Below are 17,179 nucleotides of genomic sequence, written 5' to 3'. Positions count from 1 at the left end.
AAAAAAGGTAGGCCGACATGTCCGAGACGCTGCTCAGTTCCCGCAATCTGGCTTTCGAGCTGTATGAAGTCCTCGATGCCGAGGGCCTGACCCAGCGTGAGCGGTTCGCCGAGCACAACCGCGAGACCTTCGACGCAGCCATCGGCACCGCCCGCAGCATCGCCGAGAAATTCTTCGCCCCGCACAACCGCAAGGGCGACGAGAACGAGCCGCGCTACGAGAACGGTCAGGCGATTCTGATTCCGGAAGTGAAACCGGCGGTGGATGCGTTCCTTGAAGCCGGTTTCCTCAACGCCGCGCGAAGTTTCGACGCCGGCGGCATGCAACTTCCTACGCTGCTGTCCCAGGCGTGCTTTGCGCATTTCCAGTCGGCTAACGCGGCATCGACCTCTTACCCATTCCTGACCATGGGTGCGGCGAACCTGATCGAAAGTTTCGGCACAGAGGAGCAAAAGCAACGCTTCCTGCAACCGATGATCGACGGGCGTTTCTTCGGCACCATGGCGCTGACCGAGCCCCACGCCGGGTCGTCGCTGTCGGATATCCGCACACGGGCGGAGCCTGCGTCTGACGGCACCTATCGACTCAAGGGCAACAAAATCTTCATCTCCGGCGGCGACCATCCGCTGTCGGAAAACATCGTGCACATGGTGCTGGCCAAGTTGCCGGACGCCCCGGCCGGCGTGAAGGGCATATCGCTGTTTATCGTGCCCAAGTTTTTGGTCAATGATGATGGCAGCCTCGGCAAGCGCAACGACGTGTTGCTGGCCGGGCTGTTCCACAAGATGGGCTGGCGCGGCACCACGTCCACCGCGCTGAACTTCGGCGATAACGGTGAGTGTATCGGCTATCTGGTGGGCAAGCCGCACCACGGCTTGAGCTACATGTTCCAGATGATGAACGAGGCGCGGATCGGCGTCGGCATGGGCGCGGTAATGCTCGGTTACGCCGGTTATCTGTATTCGCTGGAGTACGCCCGCGAGCGTCCGCAGGGCCGCGTGCCGGACAGCAAGGACCCAAACACCGCGCCGGTGGCGATCATTCAACACGCCGACGTCAAACGCATGTTGCTGACGCAAAAGGCCTACGTCGAAGGCTCGTTCGATCTTGGGTTGTACGCGGCGCGGCTGTTCGACGACACCACGACCCTTGAGACCGAAGCCGAGCGCAAGCAGGCCCATGAGCTGCTGGATTTACTGACGCCGATCGTCAAATCCTGGCCGTCGGAGTTTTGCCTGAAGGCCAACGAACTGGCGATCCAGATCCTCGGCGGCCACGGCTACACCCGCGAATACCCGGTGGAGCAGTACTATCGCGATAACCGTCTGAATCCGATCCATGAAGGCACCCACGGCATCCAGTCGCTGGACTTGCTCGGCCGCAAACTGGCGCAGAACGGCGGCGCCGGGCTCAAGCAACTGATTCGACTGATCGCCAACACCGCCGAGCGCGCCCAGGCGTACGACTCGCTGACGCCATTGCGTGAACCGCTGGAAAAACTGGTAGCGCGCCTGCAAACCGTGACCATCGGCCTGCTGACGGATCTGGGCCAAGGCAAGGTCAACAGCAGCCTGGCGAACTCGGCGCTGTACCTGAAAGTGTTCGGGCACACGGTGATTGGCTGGCGCTGGCTGGAACAGGCGATTCGCGCTGAGGAAGGGCTGGCCAAGGGCAACGCCGCGGATGTGAGCTTCTATAAAGGCAAGCTGCAAGCGGCGCGGTATTTCCTGACATGGGAAGTGCCGGGTTGTCACCATGAGTTGGCAATTCTTGAGGCGCGGGATGATGTGTGTCTTGGGATGCAGGATGAGTGGTTCTAACCAGAAGTAATGTGGTGGTGCAGAAATCCATTCGCGAGCAAGCCCGCTCCCACAGTGGTCCGCGTTCAACCACACAACGCGGTCAAATAATGAAATGGCTCCCCCGCCGCCCCCTGTGATCACCCACTAAGCTTTCACAGGGGGCTCATCGGAGACCGTTGCCATGAACAAAGTAGCTATTGTCGCCATCGATCTGGGAAAACACACCTTTCATCTGCATGCACAAGATGATCGTGGTCATGAGCTTTACCGCAAAAAGTTTAATCGGGCGGCGCTCATCCAACATCTGGCCAATCTCGAACCCTGCACCGTTGCGATGGAAGCTTGCGGCGGAGCCCACTTCATGGCGCAGGAAGTCTCAAGACTGGGGCATATACCCAAACTCATTGCTCCGCATCTCGTGCGTCCGTATGTGAAAAGCAACAAGAACGACTTCGCTGATGCCGAAGCGATCTGCGAGGCTGCAACTCGTCCAACAATGCGCTTTGTGCCGCCTAAGAATCAGGCTCAGCAGGCGCTGGCCATGCTCAACTCGACACGTGATTCGTTCATCAAAGAACGTACTGCTACCGTCAATCGGATTCACGCAGCCCTCCTGGAAGTCGGAATCAGCTTGGCCCCAGGCTTCAAGTCCATCAAAGATCTTCCAGCGCTGCTTGAAGCACATCCACTTCCCGATTCCATCAAAAAACTACTGACCAGGCTGCGTGAGCACTTCAATTACTTGCACGAGCAGGTCAAGGCTTTGGATAAGGAAGTGGAGTGCCAAGCCGCTGAAGATGATCTGGCTGTTCGCTTGATGACGATGCCGTGTGTCGGCCCGATCACCTCCAGCGTCCTGGCTGCCGAGTTGGGCGATGGCAAACAGTTCAAGTGCGGCCGAGGCTATTCGGCCTCGATCGGGCTAGTGCCCAAACAACACTCCACGGGCGGAAAAACCGTACTTTTAGGCATCAGCAAGCGGGGTGACCGAAACCAGAGACGCCTGCTGATCCAGTGTGCCCGCGTCTATCTGATGCAGTTGGATCGACAGAAAGGAGCGCTGGCGGACTGGGTCCGACGGCTATGGGACAACCATCACTCCAATCATGTGGTCTGCGCACTGGCCAACAAACTGGCGAGAATCGCCTGGGCGATTGCAGCACACCACACCGAATTCGATGCGGGGCCAGGCGCGATGAACGCCTGACCCCGCTGTCACCCGAGCACCACCCACCTGGTTTGCGATGCTGGATAACAGATGACGTGAACGGCCAACCGGCCTGACGAAAACCCTGAGCTCCCACACGGCTGAAAGGCCGTCCAAGTAATTAGGATCGCCGGGCATCGATTCTCATCAAGGCGCGAATGGACCAACCTCCACTCAGACGCCGGATAGATGAAAGCAAGCCAAACACATCATCAAAAACAGTATTGCAGAAAAGGGGGAACCATAGATGTGGGAGCGGGCTTGCTCGCGAAGAGGCCCGCACCGACAACACATCAACTCAACTTGAACCCACCCATCTGCCGCGCCAAATCATCCGCCAACCGCTGCAACGTCTGACAATCCTCGCGGCAAGCTCTGACTTCACCCGCCGTCGCCCGCGCCAGATCGGAAATCCCCTGCACATTGCGGTTGATCTCCTCCGTCACCGCCGACTGCTCTTCCGTGGCCGTCGCCACTTGATGATTCATGTCACTGATGCGCTCGATCTGCCCGGTAATCGCGGTCAACGACGTCCCGGTGCGCTGGCTCGACTCAACACCAGTCCCGGTCGCCGCTTGCCCCGAATGCATGGACGACACGGCATTTTCCGCACCTTGCTTGAGACTGCCGATCATCTGTTGAATCTCATCCGTCGATGACTGCGTGCGCCGCGCCAAGGTCCGCACTTCATCCGCCACCACCGCAAATCCACGGCCCATGTCGCCGGCCCGTGCCGCCTCAATCGCAGCATTAAGCGCCAACAGGTTGGTCTGCTCGGATATCCCGCGAATCACAGCCAGCACTTGATCGATGGACGCCACTTGATGCGCCAACTCGCCCACCGCCGTGGCCGCGACGCCGATTTCATCGGACATGCTTTCAATATGCCGGATTGAACCACCGACCACTTCCCGCGCCTGCATCGCTTCATCGCGGGCGGTTTGCGACGCGACCGCGGCATTGCCAGCGTTCTGGGCGATTTCCTGTACGGTCAGGCCCATTTCGTGGACGGCGGTAGCGACCATGTCGGTCATTTCCTGCTGGCGACTGGAGCGCTCGGCGGTGTTGTCCACCACCGCAGCCACTTGGCCGACGGCGGTGCGCAAACGCTCGCTGGTGGTCAGCACTTCGCCGATCATGTCGCGTTGGCTTTCGAGGAATCGATTGAAGCCTCGCGCCAGGTCGCCCAGCTCATCGGCGCGGCTGGAATCTAACCTGTGGGTCAAATCTCCACCACCGCTACCGATAGCTACCAATGCGGCTGTTACCTGACGGATCGGTCAAACCATCCCGCGGGCCAATAACACCACCAACATCAGACACACCAGCGCCACCGCCAGGCCGATGCCGCTGCTCATCCACATGGCCCGACGGGCCTCGGCGTAGATCTGCGATTGCGGCACTTCGGCCACCAGGGTCCAACCGAGATCTCGCAGTGGCAGGCTCAACGCCAGAAAATCTTCGCCATTGCGGGTAAAACTGCTGGTGGCAGACGCTTTGGAGGTAGAGAGCTGACCCATTACTGCTTGCGCCGCCGAGGCACCGATTTGCTCGGCCAGTGTGCGTTTACCGCTGAATTGCGCCTCAGGGTGAACCTGGATCAAACCGTCGGAACGCACGAGATAGACCTTGCCGCGCGCACCGAAGTTGAAGTTGTGGATCAGTTCCGACAGCTCTTTCATGCTCAGCCCGAGGCCGGCAACGCCCACGACTTTACCGGCCTGCTCGACCTTGAGGTCGATGAACAGCGCCAATTCTCCGGTCGCGGTGTCATTGTCGATATTGAGGGTGCGCGGCTGATTGCTGTCGAGGAAGGAGTAGAACCAGGCGTCTTTGGGGTTGGAACGACTGAGAGTCCGGTCCAGGCCTTTTTCAGTGATGTAATGGTTTGAAGCCGTGCCGATAATCAACGCGGTAAAGGCTTTGTGTTCGGCGCGGATGCCTTCCAGGTACTTCGCGAAGGTGTCGGTCTGGGCACTGTCTTCGCCCGCTGCCAGCCAGTCACGCACCATGCTGTTGCTGGCGATGTCCTTGGCGGCGGTGAGGGGTTGGACGAGGATTCGCTCGATGTCGTTGCGCATCGCTTCGATGCTCGACGGCAGTGCCTGTTCGACCAGATAACTCTGGGCGAGGCGGTTGACCACCAGGGTATAAACGCCAACCACGATCAGAATACTGACCAGCAGGGCGGTGCCCATACTCAGGATCAACTGCCATTGAATACTGCGTCGCCAGAACTGCATGGAGCACCCCCAAAGAATAAGAGGCTGAAACACTGCAACAGCCGTGCCGATTGTATACAACGCAAACGACAATTTTATTCTTTGGTTGTGCGCAAAGCCGATCAGGCCTGATTGATCGTCTTGGAGATCACTTCAACCGTGGCGCTGACTTGCTCTTGGTAACGGTCGAGTTCGAGCTTGTGCTGCTTTTTCATTTCGATCTGCTGGGAACACAGATTCATCGCCGCCAGCACCAACAAGCGGTCACCGATCAGCGTCGGGTACTTCCTTTTGGTGTCGGCCAGGGCTGCCTTCAACATCAATGCGGCATCCAGCAGGGTTTGCTCTTCCCCGGCCGGCGCCTTGATCGAATAGTCCTCCCCCAGGATCGAGACGACTTTTACCCCTGCGGTGCCATGATTCATGCGCTGACAGGGCCGGCGCTGACGCGCTCAACCAAGGCCTGGATGCGGGCGGCGGTGGCGCCTTGTTTTTCTTCCTGTTCCATCAGGCTCAGTTGCAGGCTTTCGTTTTCGTCCTTGGCCTGGGCCAGTTCTGCACTCAGGGTCTGGTTGGTGCCCAGCAGAGTCTGGTTCTGTTGCACCAGGTCGCTGACCAGTTGTTCCAATTGGCTAAGGGATGCTTCCAACATTTTGATTTTCCAAGCATTTTCAAAGGGCGCGTACGATAAAGAAAAGTCACCACCGATGCCAGGGTTATTGGGGCGCAAGGCCTTGATTTTCCTGGCGGGCGACCTTCCTCGCGAACTTTAAAGACTGTGATAGGCGGATCTGGTTCCTGCACTTCGTCGCCGAGCCCTTCCTGCGACAAATACACGCAGTGCCTCAAGACTTTAGTCGTATGACCGATAAGTCATCCATACAGCAGTCTCAGCCCCGCACGGATGCGCTTTTTCGGTAAACACCATGTCCCTTCGTAATATGAATATCGCTCCGCGGGCGTTCCTCGGTTTTACCCTGATTGGCGCTCTGATGCTGATCCTGGGTGTGTTCGCCCTGAACCAGATGAGCAAGATTCGCGCGGCCGCCGAAGACATCACCTCCAACAGCGTGCCAAGCATCAAGAGTCTGGATGAGTTCACTCAGTTGACCCTGCGCCAGCGGGTGTTGTCGTATCGCCTGATGGTTAACCGCGAGCCGGACGTTCAGCAGAAAACCATCGATCTGCTGGAAACCCGCAACCAGCAGATCCGCACCGCACAGACCGTTTATGAAAAGCTGATCAGCAGCCCTCAAGAACGTGCGACCTATGATCAATACGTGCAGCTGCTGGGTCAGTATCGCCAGATTGAAGACCGGATGAAGTCGCTGTCGCGTAACAATCAGGTCGATGAACTGCGCACCCTGCTCAACACCGATTTGCTGACAAACTCTGACGCGATCAACACCGCGCTGAACCGCCTGCTGGAAATCAATACCCAGCAGACCATCGACACCAACCAGCAGGCCTCCGATCAATATGCTTCGGCCTTCAATCTGGTTGTCACGCTGCTGGTGATCGCCACCGGACTGACGTTCCTGTTCGCCTGGTTGCTGACCAATAGCATCACCAAGCCAATCGCCAATGCATTGAGCGCCGCTGAAGAAATCGCTGAAGGCAACCTGACCCGTCCGATCACCGTCGACGGCGAAGATGAAGCGGGCCGTTTGCTGCTGGCCATGTCGAAAATGCAGGACAAACTGCGCGACACCCTGCAACGGATTTCCGGCTCGGCGACGCAACTGGCGTCCGCCGCTGAAGAACTGAACAGCGTCACCGACGAAAGTGCTCGCGGCCTGACTCAGCAGAACAATGAAATCGAACAAGCCGCCACCGCAGTCAACGAAATGACCAGCGCCGTGGAAGAAGTCGCCCGCAACGCCGTGAGCACTTCCGAAGCCTCGAAAAATGCCACCACCTCTGCCGGTGACGGCCGTGACCTGGTGCAGGAAACCGTCAGTGCCATCGAACGCATGAGCGCCGATGTGCAGAGCACGGCGACGCTGATTGGCGACCTGGCCAACGAATCCCGCGACATCGGCAAGGTGCTGGATGTGATTCGCGGTCTGGCGGACCAGACCAACCTGCTGGCCCTGAACGCGGCCATCGAAGCGGCCCGTGCCGGTGAAGCCGGACGTGGTTTTGCGGTGGTTGCGGATGAGGTTCGTGCCCTGGCGCACCGGACTCAGCAGTCCACCAGCGAAATCGAGCGCATGATCGGCAGCATCCAGAGCGGCACCGAACACGCGGTGGATTCGATGCGTAATAGCACCGAACGCGCGGAATCGACATTGAACATCGCGCGTGGTGCCGGCATGTCTCTGGACACCATCAACAGTGCGATTGTCGAGATCAACGAACGCAACCTGGTGATCGCCAGCGCGGCCGAAGAACAGGCTCAAGTGGCCCGTGAAGTGGACCGCAACCTGGTGAACATCCGTGATCTGTCGGTGCAATCGGCGACCGGGGCGAATCAGACGAGTGCTGCGAGCAACGAGCTGTCACGCCTGGCACTGGACCTGAACAACATGGTTGGACGGTTTAGCCTCTAATCAACAACACCACTCCTGTGGCGAGGGGGCTTGCCCCCGTTCGGCTGCGAAGCAGTCGCAAATTCAGTCTTCGTGTTGAATCTGATTCACGGCGTTGCCTTTTTGGGGTCGCTGCGCGACCCAGCGGGAGCAAGCTCCCTCGCCACAGGGATTGCGCAGTAAAAGCGTCGGCAGGTCTGACGCCTTCGCGAGCAAGCCCGCTCCCACAATAGATCTGTGTTGTTCACCTGGTTTGTGTACAACACAGATCTATTGTGGGAGCGGGCTTGCTCGCGAAGGTCCGAAGGACCAAAAGCTTTTTGACAGCATCACATTTCAACAGGTTAGAATCGCTGGCACGCAGACTGCATGGTCAGTTTGTGTCCGCCTTTCAGCTTTCTGGAGTATTGCCTTTGAATGCTACGACCATCAACAGCCTGTTCTTGATCGGCGCGTTGCTGGTAGGTGCGAGCATTCTGGTGAGCTCCCTTTCGTCCCGCCTCGGTATCCCGATTCTGGTGATCATCCTGGCCGTGGGCATGGCCGCTGGCGTCGACGGCGGCGGCATTATTTTCGATAACTACCCAACGGCCTATCTGGTCGGCAACCTCGCGTTGGCGGTCATTTTGCTCGACGGCGGTTTACGCACACGGGTGGCGAGTTTCCGCGTGGCCTTGTGGCCGGCGCTATCGCTGGCCACCGTCGGCGTGTTGATCACCACCGGGCTGACCGGCATGGCGGCAGCCTGGCTGTTCAACCTGAACATCATTCAAGGCCTGCTGATCGGCGCCATCGTCGTGCTCCACCGATGCCGCGGCGGTGTTCTCGCTGCTGGGCGGCAAAGGCCTGAACGAACGGGTGACCGCCAGCCTCGAAATCGAATCCGGCAGCAACGACCCGATGGCGGTGTTCCTCACCGTGACCCTGATCGACATGCTCGCCAGCGGTCAGACCGGCCTGCACTGGAGCCTGCTCGGTCATCTGGTGCGCGAGTTCGGCATCGGCGGTGTGATCGGCCTGGGCGGCGGCTGGGTCATGCTGCAACTGGTCAACCGCATCAACCTCGCCAACGGCTTGTACCCGATTCTGGTGATTGCCGGCGGTCTGCTGGTGTTCGCCCTGACCAACGCCTTGCATGGCAGCGGCTTCCTCGCTGTTTATCTGTGCGGTCTGGTGATCGGCAACCGTCCGGTGCGCAGCCGTCACGGCATTCTGCACATGCTCGACGGCATGGCGTGGCTGGCCCAGATCGGCATGTTCCTGGTGCTGGGGCTGCTGGTCACGCCTCACGACTTGTTGCCGATCGCTCTGCCCGCGCTGGGCCTGGCGCTGTGGATGATTTTATTCGCCCGGCCGCTGTCGGTGATGGTCGGCCTGCTGCCGTTCAAAGCGTTCCATGGCCGCGAAAAAGCCTTTATTTCCTGGGTAGGCCTACGCGGCGCGGTCCCGATTATTCTGGCAGTGTTCCCGCTGATGGCCGGGCTGCCGAACGCTCAGCTCTATTTCAACCTCGCCTTCTTTATCGTGTTGGTGTCGCTGCTGGTGCAGGGCACGAGCCTGCCGTGGGTCGCCAAATTGTTGAAGGTGACGGTTCCGCCAGAGCCGGCACCGATCTCCCGTTCAGCACTGGAAGTCCACGTCACTAGCGAGTGGGAGATGTTCGTTTATCGCCTCGGTGCCGAGAAATGGTGCATCGGCTCGCCTCTACGTGAACTGAAAATGCCCGATGGCACGCGTATCGCGGCGTTGTTTCGTGGCCAGCAACTACTCCATCCGTCGGGTAGTACAGTGCTCGAAGTCGACGATTTGCTCTGCGTAATCGGTCACGAACACAACTTGGCAGCGCTCGGAAAACTCTTCAGCCAGGCACCGCAACGCGGCCTCGATTTGCGCTTCTTCGGCGACTTCGTACTCGAAGGAGACGCCCAGCTGGCTGCGGTTGCGGCGCTGTACGGGTTGAAAGTCGAAGGCATCGATCCGGACATGTCCCTGGCCCACTTCATTGCCCAGAAGGTCGGCGGCGCGCCGGTCGTGGGCGACCAAGTGGAGTGGAACAACACCATCTGGACCGTTGCGGTCATGGAAGGGAACAAGATCGGCAAAGTGGGCGTCAGATTCCCCGAAGGAAGTCGCCCCGGTCCGGGCTTGTTCCTCTAAACTGCCATTCTTTTCACCTAGCTTCGATCGGTCTCTATGCCAACCCTGCGCAATTTTTTAATCATGGCCCTGCTGGGCTTGAGCCTCTCCGTCGGTACACTTCAAGCTGCCGAACCGCCGTCCAGCGAAGCCGTGCAGGCGAGCCTGGACAAGATCGCCGACCGCAAACTGCCGGAAGCCGATCAGAAAGCCCTGCAAACCGTCCTGCAGAACACGCTGACCCAGCTCAACAACAGGCGTGATTACGATCAGAAACTGATCGATTTGAAGCAGCAACTGGCCACTGCGCCCAAGCAGAACATAGAGAACCAGCGCGAGCTGGCCCGGCTCAAAGCCACCAAAGTGGTGCCGATCGAGCAACGCTACGCCAATCTGTCGATCGCGCAACTCGAGCAGATGCTGACCGAGCGTTCGACCCAGCAAAGCGATCTGCAAAAAGCCCTGGCCGACGCCAACAGCCTGATCATCACCGCCCAGACCCGCCCCGAGCGCGCCCAGGCCGAGATCGCCAGCAGCCAGACGCGCATTCAGCAGATCAACAACATCCTCAAGGCCGGTAAAGACAACGGCAAAACCTTGAGCGGCGAGCAGCGTGATCAGCTCAACGCCGAACTCGCGGCACTCAACGCCCTGATTCCGCTGCGCCGCCAGGAACTGGCCGGCAACAGCCAACTGCAAGACCTGGGCAACAGCCAGCATGACGTGCTCTCGGAAAAAGTCGCGCGCCAGGATCAGGAAATCCAGGACCTGCAAACCCTGATCAACCAGAAGCGCCTGGCCCAGTCCCAAGAGACGGTGACCCAACAGTCCATCGAAGCCCAGAAGTCCGGCGGCAGCAGCTTGCTGGCCACTGAAAGCGCGGCGAACCTGAAGCTCTCGGACTACCTGCTCAAAAGCACCGACCGTCTCAACGAAGTTACCCAGCAGAACCTGCAGACCAAGCAACAACTGGACAGCGTGACCCAGAGCGATTCGGCCCTGGACGAGCAAATCAACGTGCTCAGGGGCAGCCTGCTGCTCTCCAAGATTCTCTATAAACAGAAACAGGCCCTGCCGCGCCTCAAGCTCGACCGCGACCTGGCAGACCAGATCGCCGACATTCGCCTGTATCAGTTTGAAGTCAGCCAGCAACGGGAACTGCTCAGCAACCCGGCCACTTACGTCGACAACCTGCTGGCGACTCAACCGCCAGAGCAAGTCACCCCGCAGTTGCGCAAGAACCTGCTGGACCTGGCCAACACCCGCGCCGACCTGCTGGAACGGCTGAACCGCGAACTGAGTGCGGTACTCAACGAATCCATCACCCTGCAACTCAACCAGAAGCAATTGCTCAGCACCGCGCAAAGCCTGCGGGCGACGCTGGACGAGCAGATGTTCTGGATTCCCAGCAACAAGCCGCTGGACCTGGAGTGGATGCGCGGCGTGCCCGAGCGTCTGCAACGTCAAGTCACCACGCTGCCCTGGACTTCGAGCCTGAGCGAACTGAGCGACGGCCTGATTCAGCGACCGCTGCTGTTCCTGCCCTTGGTATTGATGATCGGCGCCCTGCTGTGGCGCCGCAAAAGTCTGTATGCCCGACTGAACAAGGTTCACCAGGACATCGGCCACTTCAAGCGTGACAGCCAGTGGCACACGCCCCAGGCGATCCTGATCAATATTCTGCTGGCGATGCCGGTGGCGCTGGGCCTGGCCTTGTGTGGCTATGCCTTGCAGATCGACGCCCGTGGGCAGAACACCAACATGGGCGCCGCGCTGCTGCAAATGGGCCAGGCCTGGCTGGTGTTCTACACCGCCTACCGGATCCTCGCGCCGGGCGGCGTGGCTGAGCTGCATTTCCGCTGGGAAAAACCTCAGGTCGAATTCCTCCAGGGCTGGGTCCGTCGACTCGGGCTGGTGGTCATGGCACTGGTGGCTGTGGTGGCGGTTGCTGAATTGCAACCGGCGGCCCTGGCCGATGACGTACTCGGATGCCGGTGGTGCTGACGTGTTATGCCTTGATGGCCTGGCTGCTCAGTCGCCTGCTGATCAGCAGCCCGACCCACGAGAGCGCCTCGCTGTTTCGCAAAGCGGTTGGGATCATGTTCACCGTCCTGCCCGTCGCGTTGTTCGTGGCCGTGTGCTTTGGCTACTACTACACCGCGCTGAAACTCAGCGACCGGCTGATCAACACCCTGTACCTGCTGATGTTCTGGCTGGTGATTGAAGCGACGTTCGTCCGTGGTTTGAGCGTTGCGGCCCGACGCCTGGCCTATCAACGCGCCCTGGCCAAACGTCAGGCTGCCAAAGAGGCGGGCGACGGCGAAGCGGTGATCGAAGAACCAACGCTGGACATCGAGAAGGTCAACGAACAGTCCCTGCGCCTGATTCGTCTGGCATTGCTCGGCGGTTTCATCGCGGCGCTGTACTGGGTCTGGTCGGACCTGATTTCAGTGTTCTCGTACCTGGACAACATCACCCTCTACGAATACACCAGCGGCACCGGCGCCAACATGAGCATGGTGCCGATCAGCATCGGCGACCTGCTCGGAGCGCTGATCATCATTGGTATCACCTTCGCCCTGGCGCGCAACTTACCCGGCCTGCTGGAAGTGTTGGTGCTGTCCAAGCTCAATCTGGCTCAGGGCAGCGCTTACGCCACGACCACCTTGCTGTCCTACGTGATCGCCGGCGTCGGTTTTGTCACGACCCTGTCCACACTCGGCGTGAGTTGGGACAAGTTGCAATGGCTGGTGGCGGCGCTCTCGGTAGGCCTCGGTTTCGGGATGCAGGAGATCTTTGCGAACTTCATCTCCGGCATCATGATCCTGTTCGAACGTCCGGTGCGGATCGGCGACACCATCACCATCGGCAACCTGTCGGGCACGGTGAGCAAGATCCGCATTCGCGCCACGACCATCACCGACTTCGACCGCAAGGACATCATCGTCCCGAACAAGACGTTCATCACCGGGCAACTGATCAACTGGTCGCTGACCGACACCATCACCCGAGTGACCCTCAAGCTCGGCGTCGATTACGGTTCGGACCTGGATCTGGTCAGGGCCTTGTTGCTGCAAGCCGCCCGGGAAAACCCGCGCGTGCTCAAGGAACCCGAGCCACATGTGTACTTCCTGAACTTCGGTGAAAGCACCCTCGACCACGAGTTGCGCATGCACGTGCGTGACCTCGGCGACCGCAACCCGGTCATCGACGAGGTCAACCGCTTCATCAACCACGAGTTCAAGAAGCAGCACATCAACATCTCGTTCCGTCAGATGGAGGTTTACCTGAAGAACCTGCACGGTCAGGAATACAAATTGGTGCCGGTCGAGGACGAGAAGAAAACCATCGACACTCCTGACGTCCCGGAACAAGAGCCGCCGCCGACCAAACTCGACTAACCGCCTTATCCCTAGCAGAATGCTCGGACACTCTGCTGGAGATGGCCGTTGAAAGCCCTCGACGAACTGACCTTCGATAATCGCTTCGCCCGCCTCGGCGATGCGTTCTCAACCCATGTGTTGCCCGAGCCCATCGCCAACCCGCGGCTGGTGGTCGCGAGCCCCGCGGCCATGGCACTGCTGGACCTGGACCCGGCCGTGGCCGAGACGCCGGTATTCGCCGAGCTGTTCGGCGGTCACAAGCTCTGGGCCGAAGCCGAGCCACGGGCAATGATCTATTCCGGGCATCAATTCGGTTCCTACAACCCGCAACTGGGCGACGGTCGCGGCTTGTTGCTGGGCGAGGTCTACAACGAAGCCGGCGAACACTGGGACTTGCACCTCAAGGGCGCCGGACAAACGCCGTACTCGCGGATGGGCGATGGACGAGCGGTACTGCGCTCCTCGATCCGCGAGTTTCTCGCCTCCGAAGCATTGAATGCCCTGAACATCCCGACCACTCGCGCACTCTGCGTGATCGGCTCCGACACGCCGGTCTGGCGCGAAAAACAGGAACGCGCGGCCATGGTCCTGCGCCTGTCGCCGAGCCATGTACGCTTCGGGCATTTCGAGTACTTCTACTACACCAAGCGCCCCGAGCAGCAGAAAGCCCTCGGCGAGCACGTGCTGGCCATGCACTTCCCCGAATGCCTGGAACAGCCGGAACCGTACCTGGCGATGTTCCGTGAAATCGTCGAGCGCAACGCCGAACTGATCGCCAAATGGCAAGCCTATGGTTTCTGCCACGGGGTGATGAACACCGACAACATGTCGATCCTCGGCATCACCTTCGACTTCGGCCCGTTCGCCTTCCTCGATGACTTCGACGCCAACTTCATCTGCAACCACTCCGACGATCAGGGCCGCTACTCCTTCAGCAATCAAGTGCCCATCGGCCAATGGAACCTCAGCGCCCTGGCCCAGGCCCTGACGCCGTTCATCAGCGTCGACGCCCTGCGCGAAACCCTCGGCTTGTACCTGCCGCTGTACCAGGCCCACTACCTGGACCTGATGCGCCGCCGCCTCGGCCTCACCCCGCTGAAGACGACGACCAGAAGCTGCTCGAACGCCTGCTGCAACTGATGCAGAACAGCGGCGTCGATTACACGCTGTTCTTCCGCCGCCTCGGTGATGAGTCACCTGAACTGGCCGTCGCTCGCTTGCGTGATGACTTTGTCGATATCAAGGGTTTTGATACCTGGGGCGAGCTCTATGTCGCCCGGGCTGCTCGTGAAGGCGTAGTTGATCAGGAACAACGCCGCACGCGGATGCACGCGGTCAATCCGCTGTACATCTTGCGCAACTATTTGGCGCAGAAAGCTATCGATGCGGCGGAGAGTGGCGATTATGCCGAGGTCCGGCGCCTGCACGCGGTGTTGAGCAATCCGTTCACGGAGCAACCCGGGATGGAGAGCTACGCAGAGCGGCCGCCGGAGTGGGGGAAGCATTTGGAGATTAGTTGTTCGTCGTAATTTCAGATAAACACATCGACCGGTACCTTGAAGTGCTCAGCCAACCAGCGGATCTGCCGCAGGTTGAGCTGGCGCCTGCCGCTTAATATCTCCGAGACCACCGATTGGGGGCGTACGCCGGGCAGGTCGCTTCGGGTCAAACCATGCTCGCGCATCATGTAACCCAGAACCTCAGCACCACTCGCTTCGCGCATCGGGTGGTGTTGGTGATCCCACTCCGCAATCCAGTCGCCGATGATATCCACCAGACTCATCAATGGGTGCGACTCATCAAGCTTGGTCATCTCTAACAATTCGTCGAGCGCTAGTACCAACAGGTCGTAGTCTTCTTCGTTTTTTGGTTTTCGGAGCAAAGGAGCAACGTACTCCCAATGCTCGGCAGCCTTTTTGACCAAAACACTCATACCCTTCCCTCCTTCCATTTTCCCCGGTCATATTCGCGGTGATCCATCACATGCTTGATGTACAGCTTTTGATGCCCGTACCGGACATAAGCGATCAACCGTAACTTGTTGCCACCGATATCGAATACGTGAAGATCGCCTACTTTGTCGATCGCAGGAAATGAGGATTTCATAGACGCAAAATCATTTGGCTTGATCCTCTTGGCCATTCGATACCACTGATCCAACGCATTGGCCGCCTGAGGCCATTTGGCTTTAGCCTCCCGAATTGGTTTTTCGGTGAACACATGCATGCAACATCCTTATCGCATTTTGCTATGAAAGTTAATCACAGATCCGAAATATCGCAAGTTGCGATATACCTGGGCGGACCAGCGGCTCGCCCGCAACACTCAGCGTAGTGTCGACGATTGCCGCCGCACGATTGAAAATGTGAGCAGACGTCTCCAACTCAGCTTCATTAGCCTCTATTTGGAACACTCCAATGACTGACCCACTCCTCATCCCATGCCCCCACTGCAACGGCCTCAACCGCATCCCCGCCGAGCGCCTCAGCGACCATCCAAAATGTGGCCGCTGCAAGGCCGAGGTTCTACTGAGCAAACCCTTCGAATTGAAGCAAGGCGATTACGCCAGTCAGATCAAGGGCGATCTGCCGTTGCTGGTGGACGTGTGGGCGGATTGGTGCGGGCCGTGCAAGTCGTTTGCACCGGTATTCGAGCAGGCCGCGGGGCAGTTGGCGGGTAAGTGTCGGTTGGCGAAGCTCGACAGTGAGGCTAACCAGCAGTTGTCGGCGCAGCTGGGGATTCGCTCGATCCCGAGTCTGATTCTGTTCAAGAACGGCCGGGAAGTGGCACGTCAGAGCGGCGCGTTTCCGCTGCCGCAGTTGATGAGTTGGTTGCGTAGCCAGGGAATCTAAGGCCACCGCAAACCAAATGTGGGAGCGGGCTTGCTCGCGAAAGCGGTGTGACAGTCAATGTGGATGTCGACTGACACACTGCTTTCGCGAGCAAGCCCGCTCCCACATGGGTTCTGCGTTACCGGCAGGAATCACGCGTTCTCTAGCAAGTTATGCAGTTCAACAAACTGCTGCGTCAGCTTGTGTCGCGGATCAAGGTGGATCAGCGGCGTGTTGGCTTGGTGCGACTCGCGCATGCGCACCGAACTGCCCAGGTACACCGGCAACACTGGCAACCCTTCGGCAATCAACTCGTCGAGGATTTGCTGAGGCAGGCTCGCCCGGGCCTGGAATTGGTTGACCACGATGCCTTCAACTTCCAGGCCTTCGTTGTGGTCTTCCTTCAATTCTTCGATTTCTGCCAGCAGGCCATACAGCGCCTGGCGCGAGAAGCTGTCGCAGTCGAAAGGAATGAGCACCCGATCAGCGGCAATCAATGCCGACACCGCGTAGAAGTTCAGCGCTGGCGGGGTATCGAGGTAGATCCGATCGTAGTCTTCGCTCAGCTCATCGAGCAGTTTGCGCAGTTTGTTGATCTTGTGTTTGGCCTCAAGCTTGGGCTGCAGGTCGGCCAACTCGGCGGTGGCGGTGATGACGTGGAGGTTGTCGAACGGAGTTTCGTAGATATCGACATGATTTTTCTTCGAGAACGGCCCGGACGACAGGGTCTGCTTGAAAAAATCGGCGATCCCCATCGGGATGTCATTACCGGTGAGGCCGGTCAGGTACTGAGTGGAGTTGGCCTGGGCATCGAGATCCACCAACAGGGTGCGATAGCCCTCGCTGGCACTGACCGCTGCCAGATTGCAGGCAATGCTGGATTTACCCACACCACCTTTCTGATTGAACACCACGCGCCGCATGTCAAAACCTCCGTGTATCAAAGAATGACCGAGTGTAGTAGTCCACGGCGTTGCTTAGCTACCTCGCGGGCAAAGGGACTACAGAGTCAGGCGCAATCTCTTGATGAAAAAGCCGCGAACTCGTGCGCTGATCGCAGACAGAGC

Annotated in this window: 11 protein-coding genes and 4 pseudogenes; 8 read left to right on the top strand and 7 right to left on the bottom strand. The window is 59.1% G+C overall.

What is annotated here, in order from left to right; translation table 11 throughout:
* Positions 1–17: 17 nt before the first annotated feature.
* Together RHM58_RS10870 and RHM58_RS10865 are read left to right on the top strand one after the other, a co-directional pair.
* Positions 18–1,820: an acyl-CoA dehydrogenase gene (locus RHM58_RS10870; RefSeq protein WP_322270341.1), complete on the top strand. Its 1,803-nt coding sequence runs from the start codon at positions 18–20 to the stop codon at positions 1,818–1,820.
* Positions 1,821–1,983: 163 nt separating this feature from the next.
* The gene (locus tag RHM58_RS10865) at positions 1,984–3,009 is read left to right on the top strand and encodes an IS110 family transposase (RefSeq protein WP_201256610.1); all 1,026 of its coding nucleotides are present in this window, start codon (positions 1,984–1,986) and stop codon (positions 3,007–3,009) included.
* A gap of 293 nt (positions 3,010–3,302) precedes the next feature.
* Here RHM58_RS10865 and RHM58_RS34005 read toward each other — a convergent pair whose 3' ends face one another.
* The 4 genes from RHM58_RS34005 to RHM58_RS10850 all read right to left on the bottom strand — a co-directional run bounded on the left by RHM58_RS34005 (position 3,303) and on the right by RHM58_RS10850 (position 5,883).
* Positions 3,303–4,286, bottom strand: a complete 984-nt coding sequence (locus RHM58_RS34005; RefSeq protein WP_416195327.1) for a methyl-accepting chemotaxis protein — start codon at positions 4,284–4,286, stop codon at positions 3,303–3,305.
* A gap of 3 nt (positions 4,287–4,289) precedes the next feature.
* Complete coding sequence (locus tag RHM58_RS34000; protein WP_416195304.1) at positions 4,290–5,252, bottom strand: cache domain-containing protein; 963 nt, start codon at positions 5,250–5,252, stop codon at positions 4,290–4,292.
* A 101-nt stretch (positions 5,253–5,353) separates the two neighbouring features.
* Positions 5,354–5,656, bottom strand: a complete 303-nt coding sequence (locus tag RHM58_RS10855) for a cell division protein ZapA (protein WP_201200008.1) — start codon at positions 5,654–5,656, stop codon at positions 5,354–5,356.
* Positions 5,653–5,883 carry a hypothetical protein gene (locus tag RHM58_RS10850; protein ID WP_008149645.1) on the bottom strand — a complete coding sequence of 77 codons (231 nt, stop codon included), beginning with the start codon at positions 5,881–5,883 and terminating at the stop codon, positions 5,653–5,655. The genes RHM58_RS10855 and RHM58_RS10850 overlap by 4 nt, the downstream gene beginning before the upstream one ends.
* Positions 5,884–6,157: 274 nt before the next feature.
* Between RHM58_RS10850 and RHM58_RS33995 the strand changes: the two are divergent.
* The 5 genes and pseudogenes from RHM58_RS33995 to selO form a co-directional block, all read left to right on the top strand.
* A pseudogene (locus tag RHM58_RS33995) lies at positions 6,158–6,880 on the top strand (MCP four helix bundle domain-containing protein); the annotation flags it as partial.
* 30 nt (positions 6,881–6,910) lie between these two features.
* The gene (locus RHM58_RS33990; RefSeq protein WP_371925560.1) at positions 6,911–7,783 is read left to right on the top strand and encodes a methyl-accepting chemotaxis protein; all 873 of its coding nucleotides are present in this window, start codon (positions 6,911–6,913) and stop codon (positions 7,781–7,783) included.
* A 392-nt stretch (positions 7,784–8,175) separates the two neighbouring features.
* Positions 8,176–9,919: pseudogene (locus tag RHM58_RS10840) on the top strand (potassium/proton antiporter).
* Positions 9,920–9,955: 36 nt separating this feature from the next.
* Positions 9,956–13,299: pseudogene (gene mscK, locus RHM58_RS10835) on the top strand (mechanosensitive channel MscK).
* A 117-nt stretch (positions 13,300–13,416) separates the two neighbouring features.
* Positions 13,417–14,810 (top strand): annotated as a pseudogene (gene selO / locus RHM58_RS10830) (protein adenylyltransferase SelO).
* A 2-nt stretch (positions 14,811–14,812) separates the two neighbouring features.
* Here selO and RHM58_RS10825 read toward each other — a convergent pair.
* Complete coding sequence (locus tag RHM58_RS10825) at positions 14,813–15,214, bottom strand: transcriptional regulator (RefSeq protein ID WP_322270339.1); 402 nt, start codon at positions 15,212–15,214, stop codon at positions 14,813–14,815.
* On the bottom strand, positions 15,211–15,507 hold the full coding sequence (locus tag RHM58_RS10820; protein WP_201200001.1) for a type II toxin-antitoxin system HigB family toxin: 297 nt from the start codon (positions 15,505–15,507) through the stop codon (positions 15,211–15,213). The genes RHM58_RS10825 and RHM58_RS10820 overlap by 4 nt, the downstream gene beginning before the upstream one ends.
* 191 nt (positions 15,508–15,698) lie before the next feature.
* Here RHM58_RS10820 and trxC point away from each other — a divergent pair, with 191 nt between their 5' ends.
* On the top strand, positions 15,699–16,133 hold the full coding sequence (gene trxC / locus RHM58_RS10815) for a thioredoxin TrxC (RefSeq protein ID WP_123435540.1): 435 nt from the start codon (positions 15,699–15,701) through the stop codon (positions 16,131–16,133).
* A gap of 131 nt (positions 16,134–16,264) precedes the next feature.
* Here trxC and RHM58_RS10810 read toward each other — a convergent pair whose 3' ends face one another.
* Positions 16,265–17,035 carry a ParA family protein gene (locus RHM58_RS10810; protein ID WP_322270338.1) on the bottom strand — a complete coding sequence of 257 codons (771 nt, stop codon included), beginning with the start codon at positions 17,033–17,035 and terminating at the stop codon, positions 16,265–16,267.
* Between the last annotated feature and the right edge of the window lie 144 nt (positions 17,036–17,179).

It is taken from the genome of Pseudomonas sp. 10S4, assembly GCF_034344865.1.
GTDB lineage: Bacteria > Pseudomonadota > Gammaproteobacteria > Pseudomonadales > Pseudomonadaceae > Aquipseudomonas.
This window is presented reverse-complemented; position numbering and strand designations above follow the sequence as displayed.

What these genes read in the sequence shown, in the direction of transcription:
- RHM58_RS33990 (WP_371925560.1), top strand. Translation starts at nt 6,911, where the DNA reads ATGTCGAAAATGCAGGACAAACTGCGCGACACCCTGCAACGGATTTCC.
- trxC (WP_123435540.1), top strand. Translation starts at nt 15,699, where the DNA reads ATGACTGACCCACTCCTCATCCCATGCCCCCACTGCAACGGCCTCAAC.
- RHM58_RS10810 (WP_322270338.1), bottom strand. Translation starts at nt 17,035, where the DNA reads ATGCGGCGCGTGGTGTTCAATCAGAAAGGTGGTGTGGGTAAATCCAGC.
- RHM58_RS10865 (WP_201256610.1), top strand. Translation starts at nt 1,984, where the DNA reads ATGAACAAAGTAGCTATTGTCGCCATCGATCTGGGAAAACACACCTTT.
- RHM58_RS10870 (WP_322270341.1), top strand. Translation starts at nt 18, where the DNA reads ATGTCCGAGACGCTGCTCAGTTCCCGCAATCTGGCTTTCGAGCTGTAT.
- RHM58_RS10820 (WP_201200001.1), bottom strand. Translation starts at nt 15,507, where the DNA reads ATGCATGTGTTCACCGAAAAACCAATTCGGGAGGCTAAAGCCAAATGG.
- RHM58_RS10825 (WP_322270339.1), bottom strand. Translation starts at nt 15,214, where the DNA reads ATGAGTGTTTTGGTCAAAAAGGCTGCCGAGCATTGGGAGTACGTTGCT.
- RHM58_RS10850 (WP_008149645.1), bottom strand. Translation starts at nt 5,883, where the DNA reads ATGTTGGAAGCATCCCTTAGCCAATTGGAACAACTGGTCAGCGACCTG.
- RHM58_RS34000 (WP_416195304.1), bottom strand. Translation starts at nt 5,252, where the DNA reads ATGCAGTTCTGGCGACGCAGTATTCAATGGCAGTTGATCCTGAGTATG.
- RHM58_RS10855 (WP_201200008.1), bottom strand. Translation starts at nt 5,656, where the DNA reads ATGAATCATGGCACCGCAGGGGTAAAAGTCGTCTCGATCCTGGGGGAG.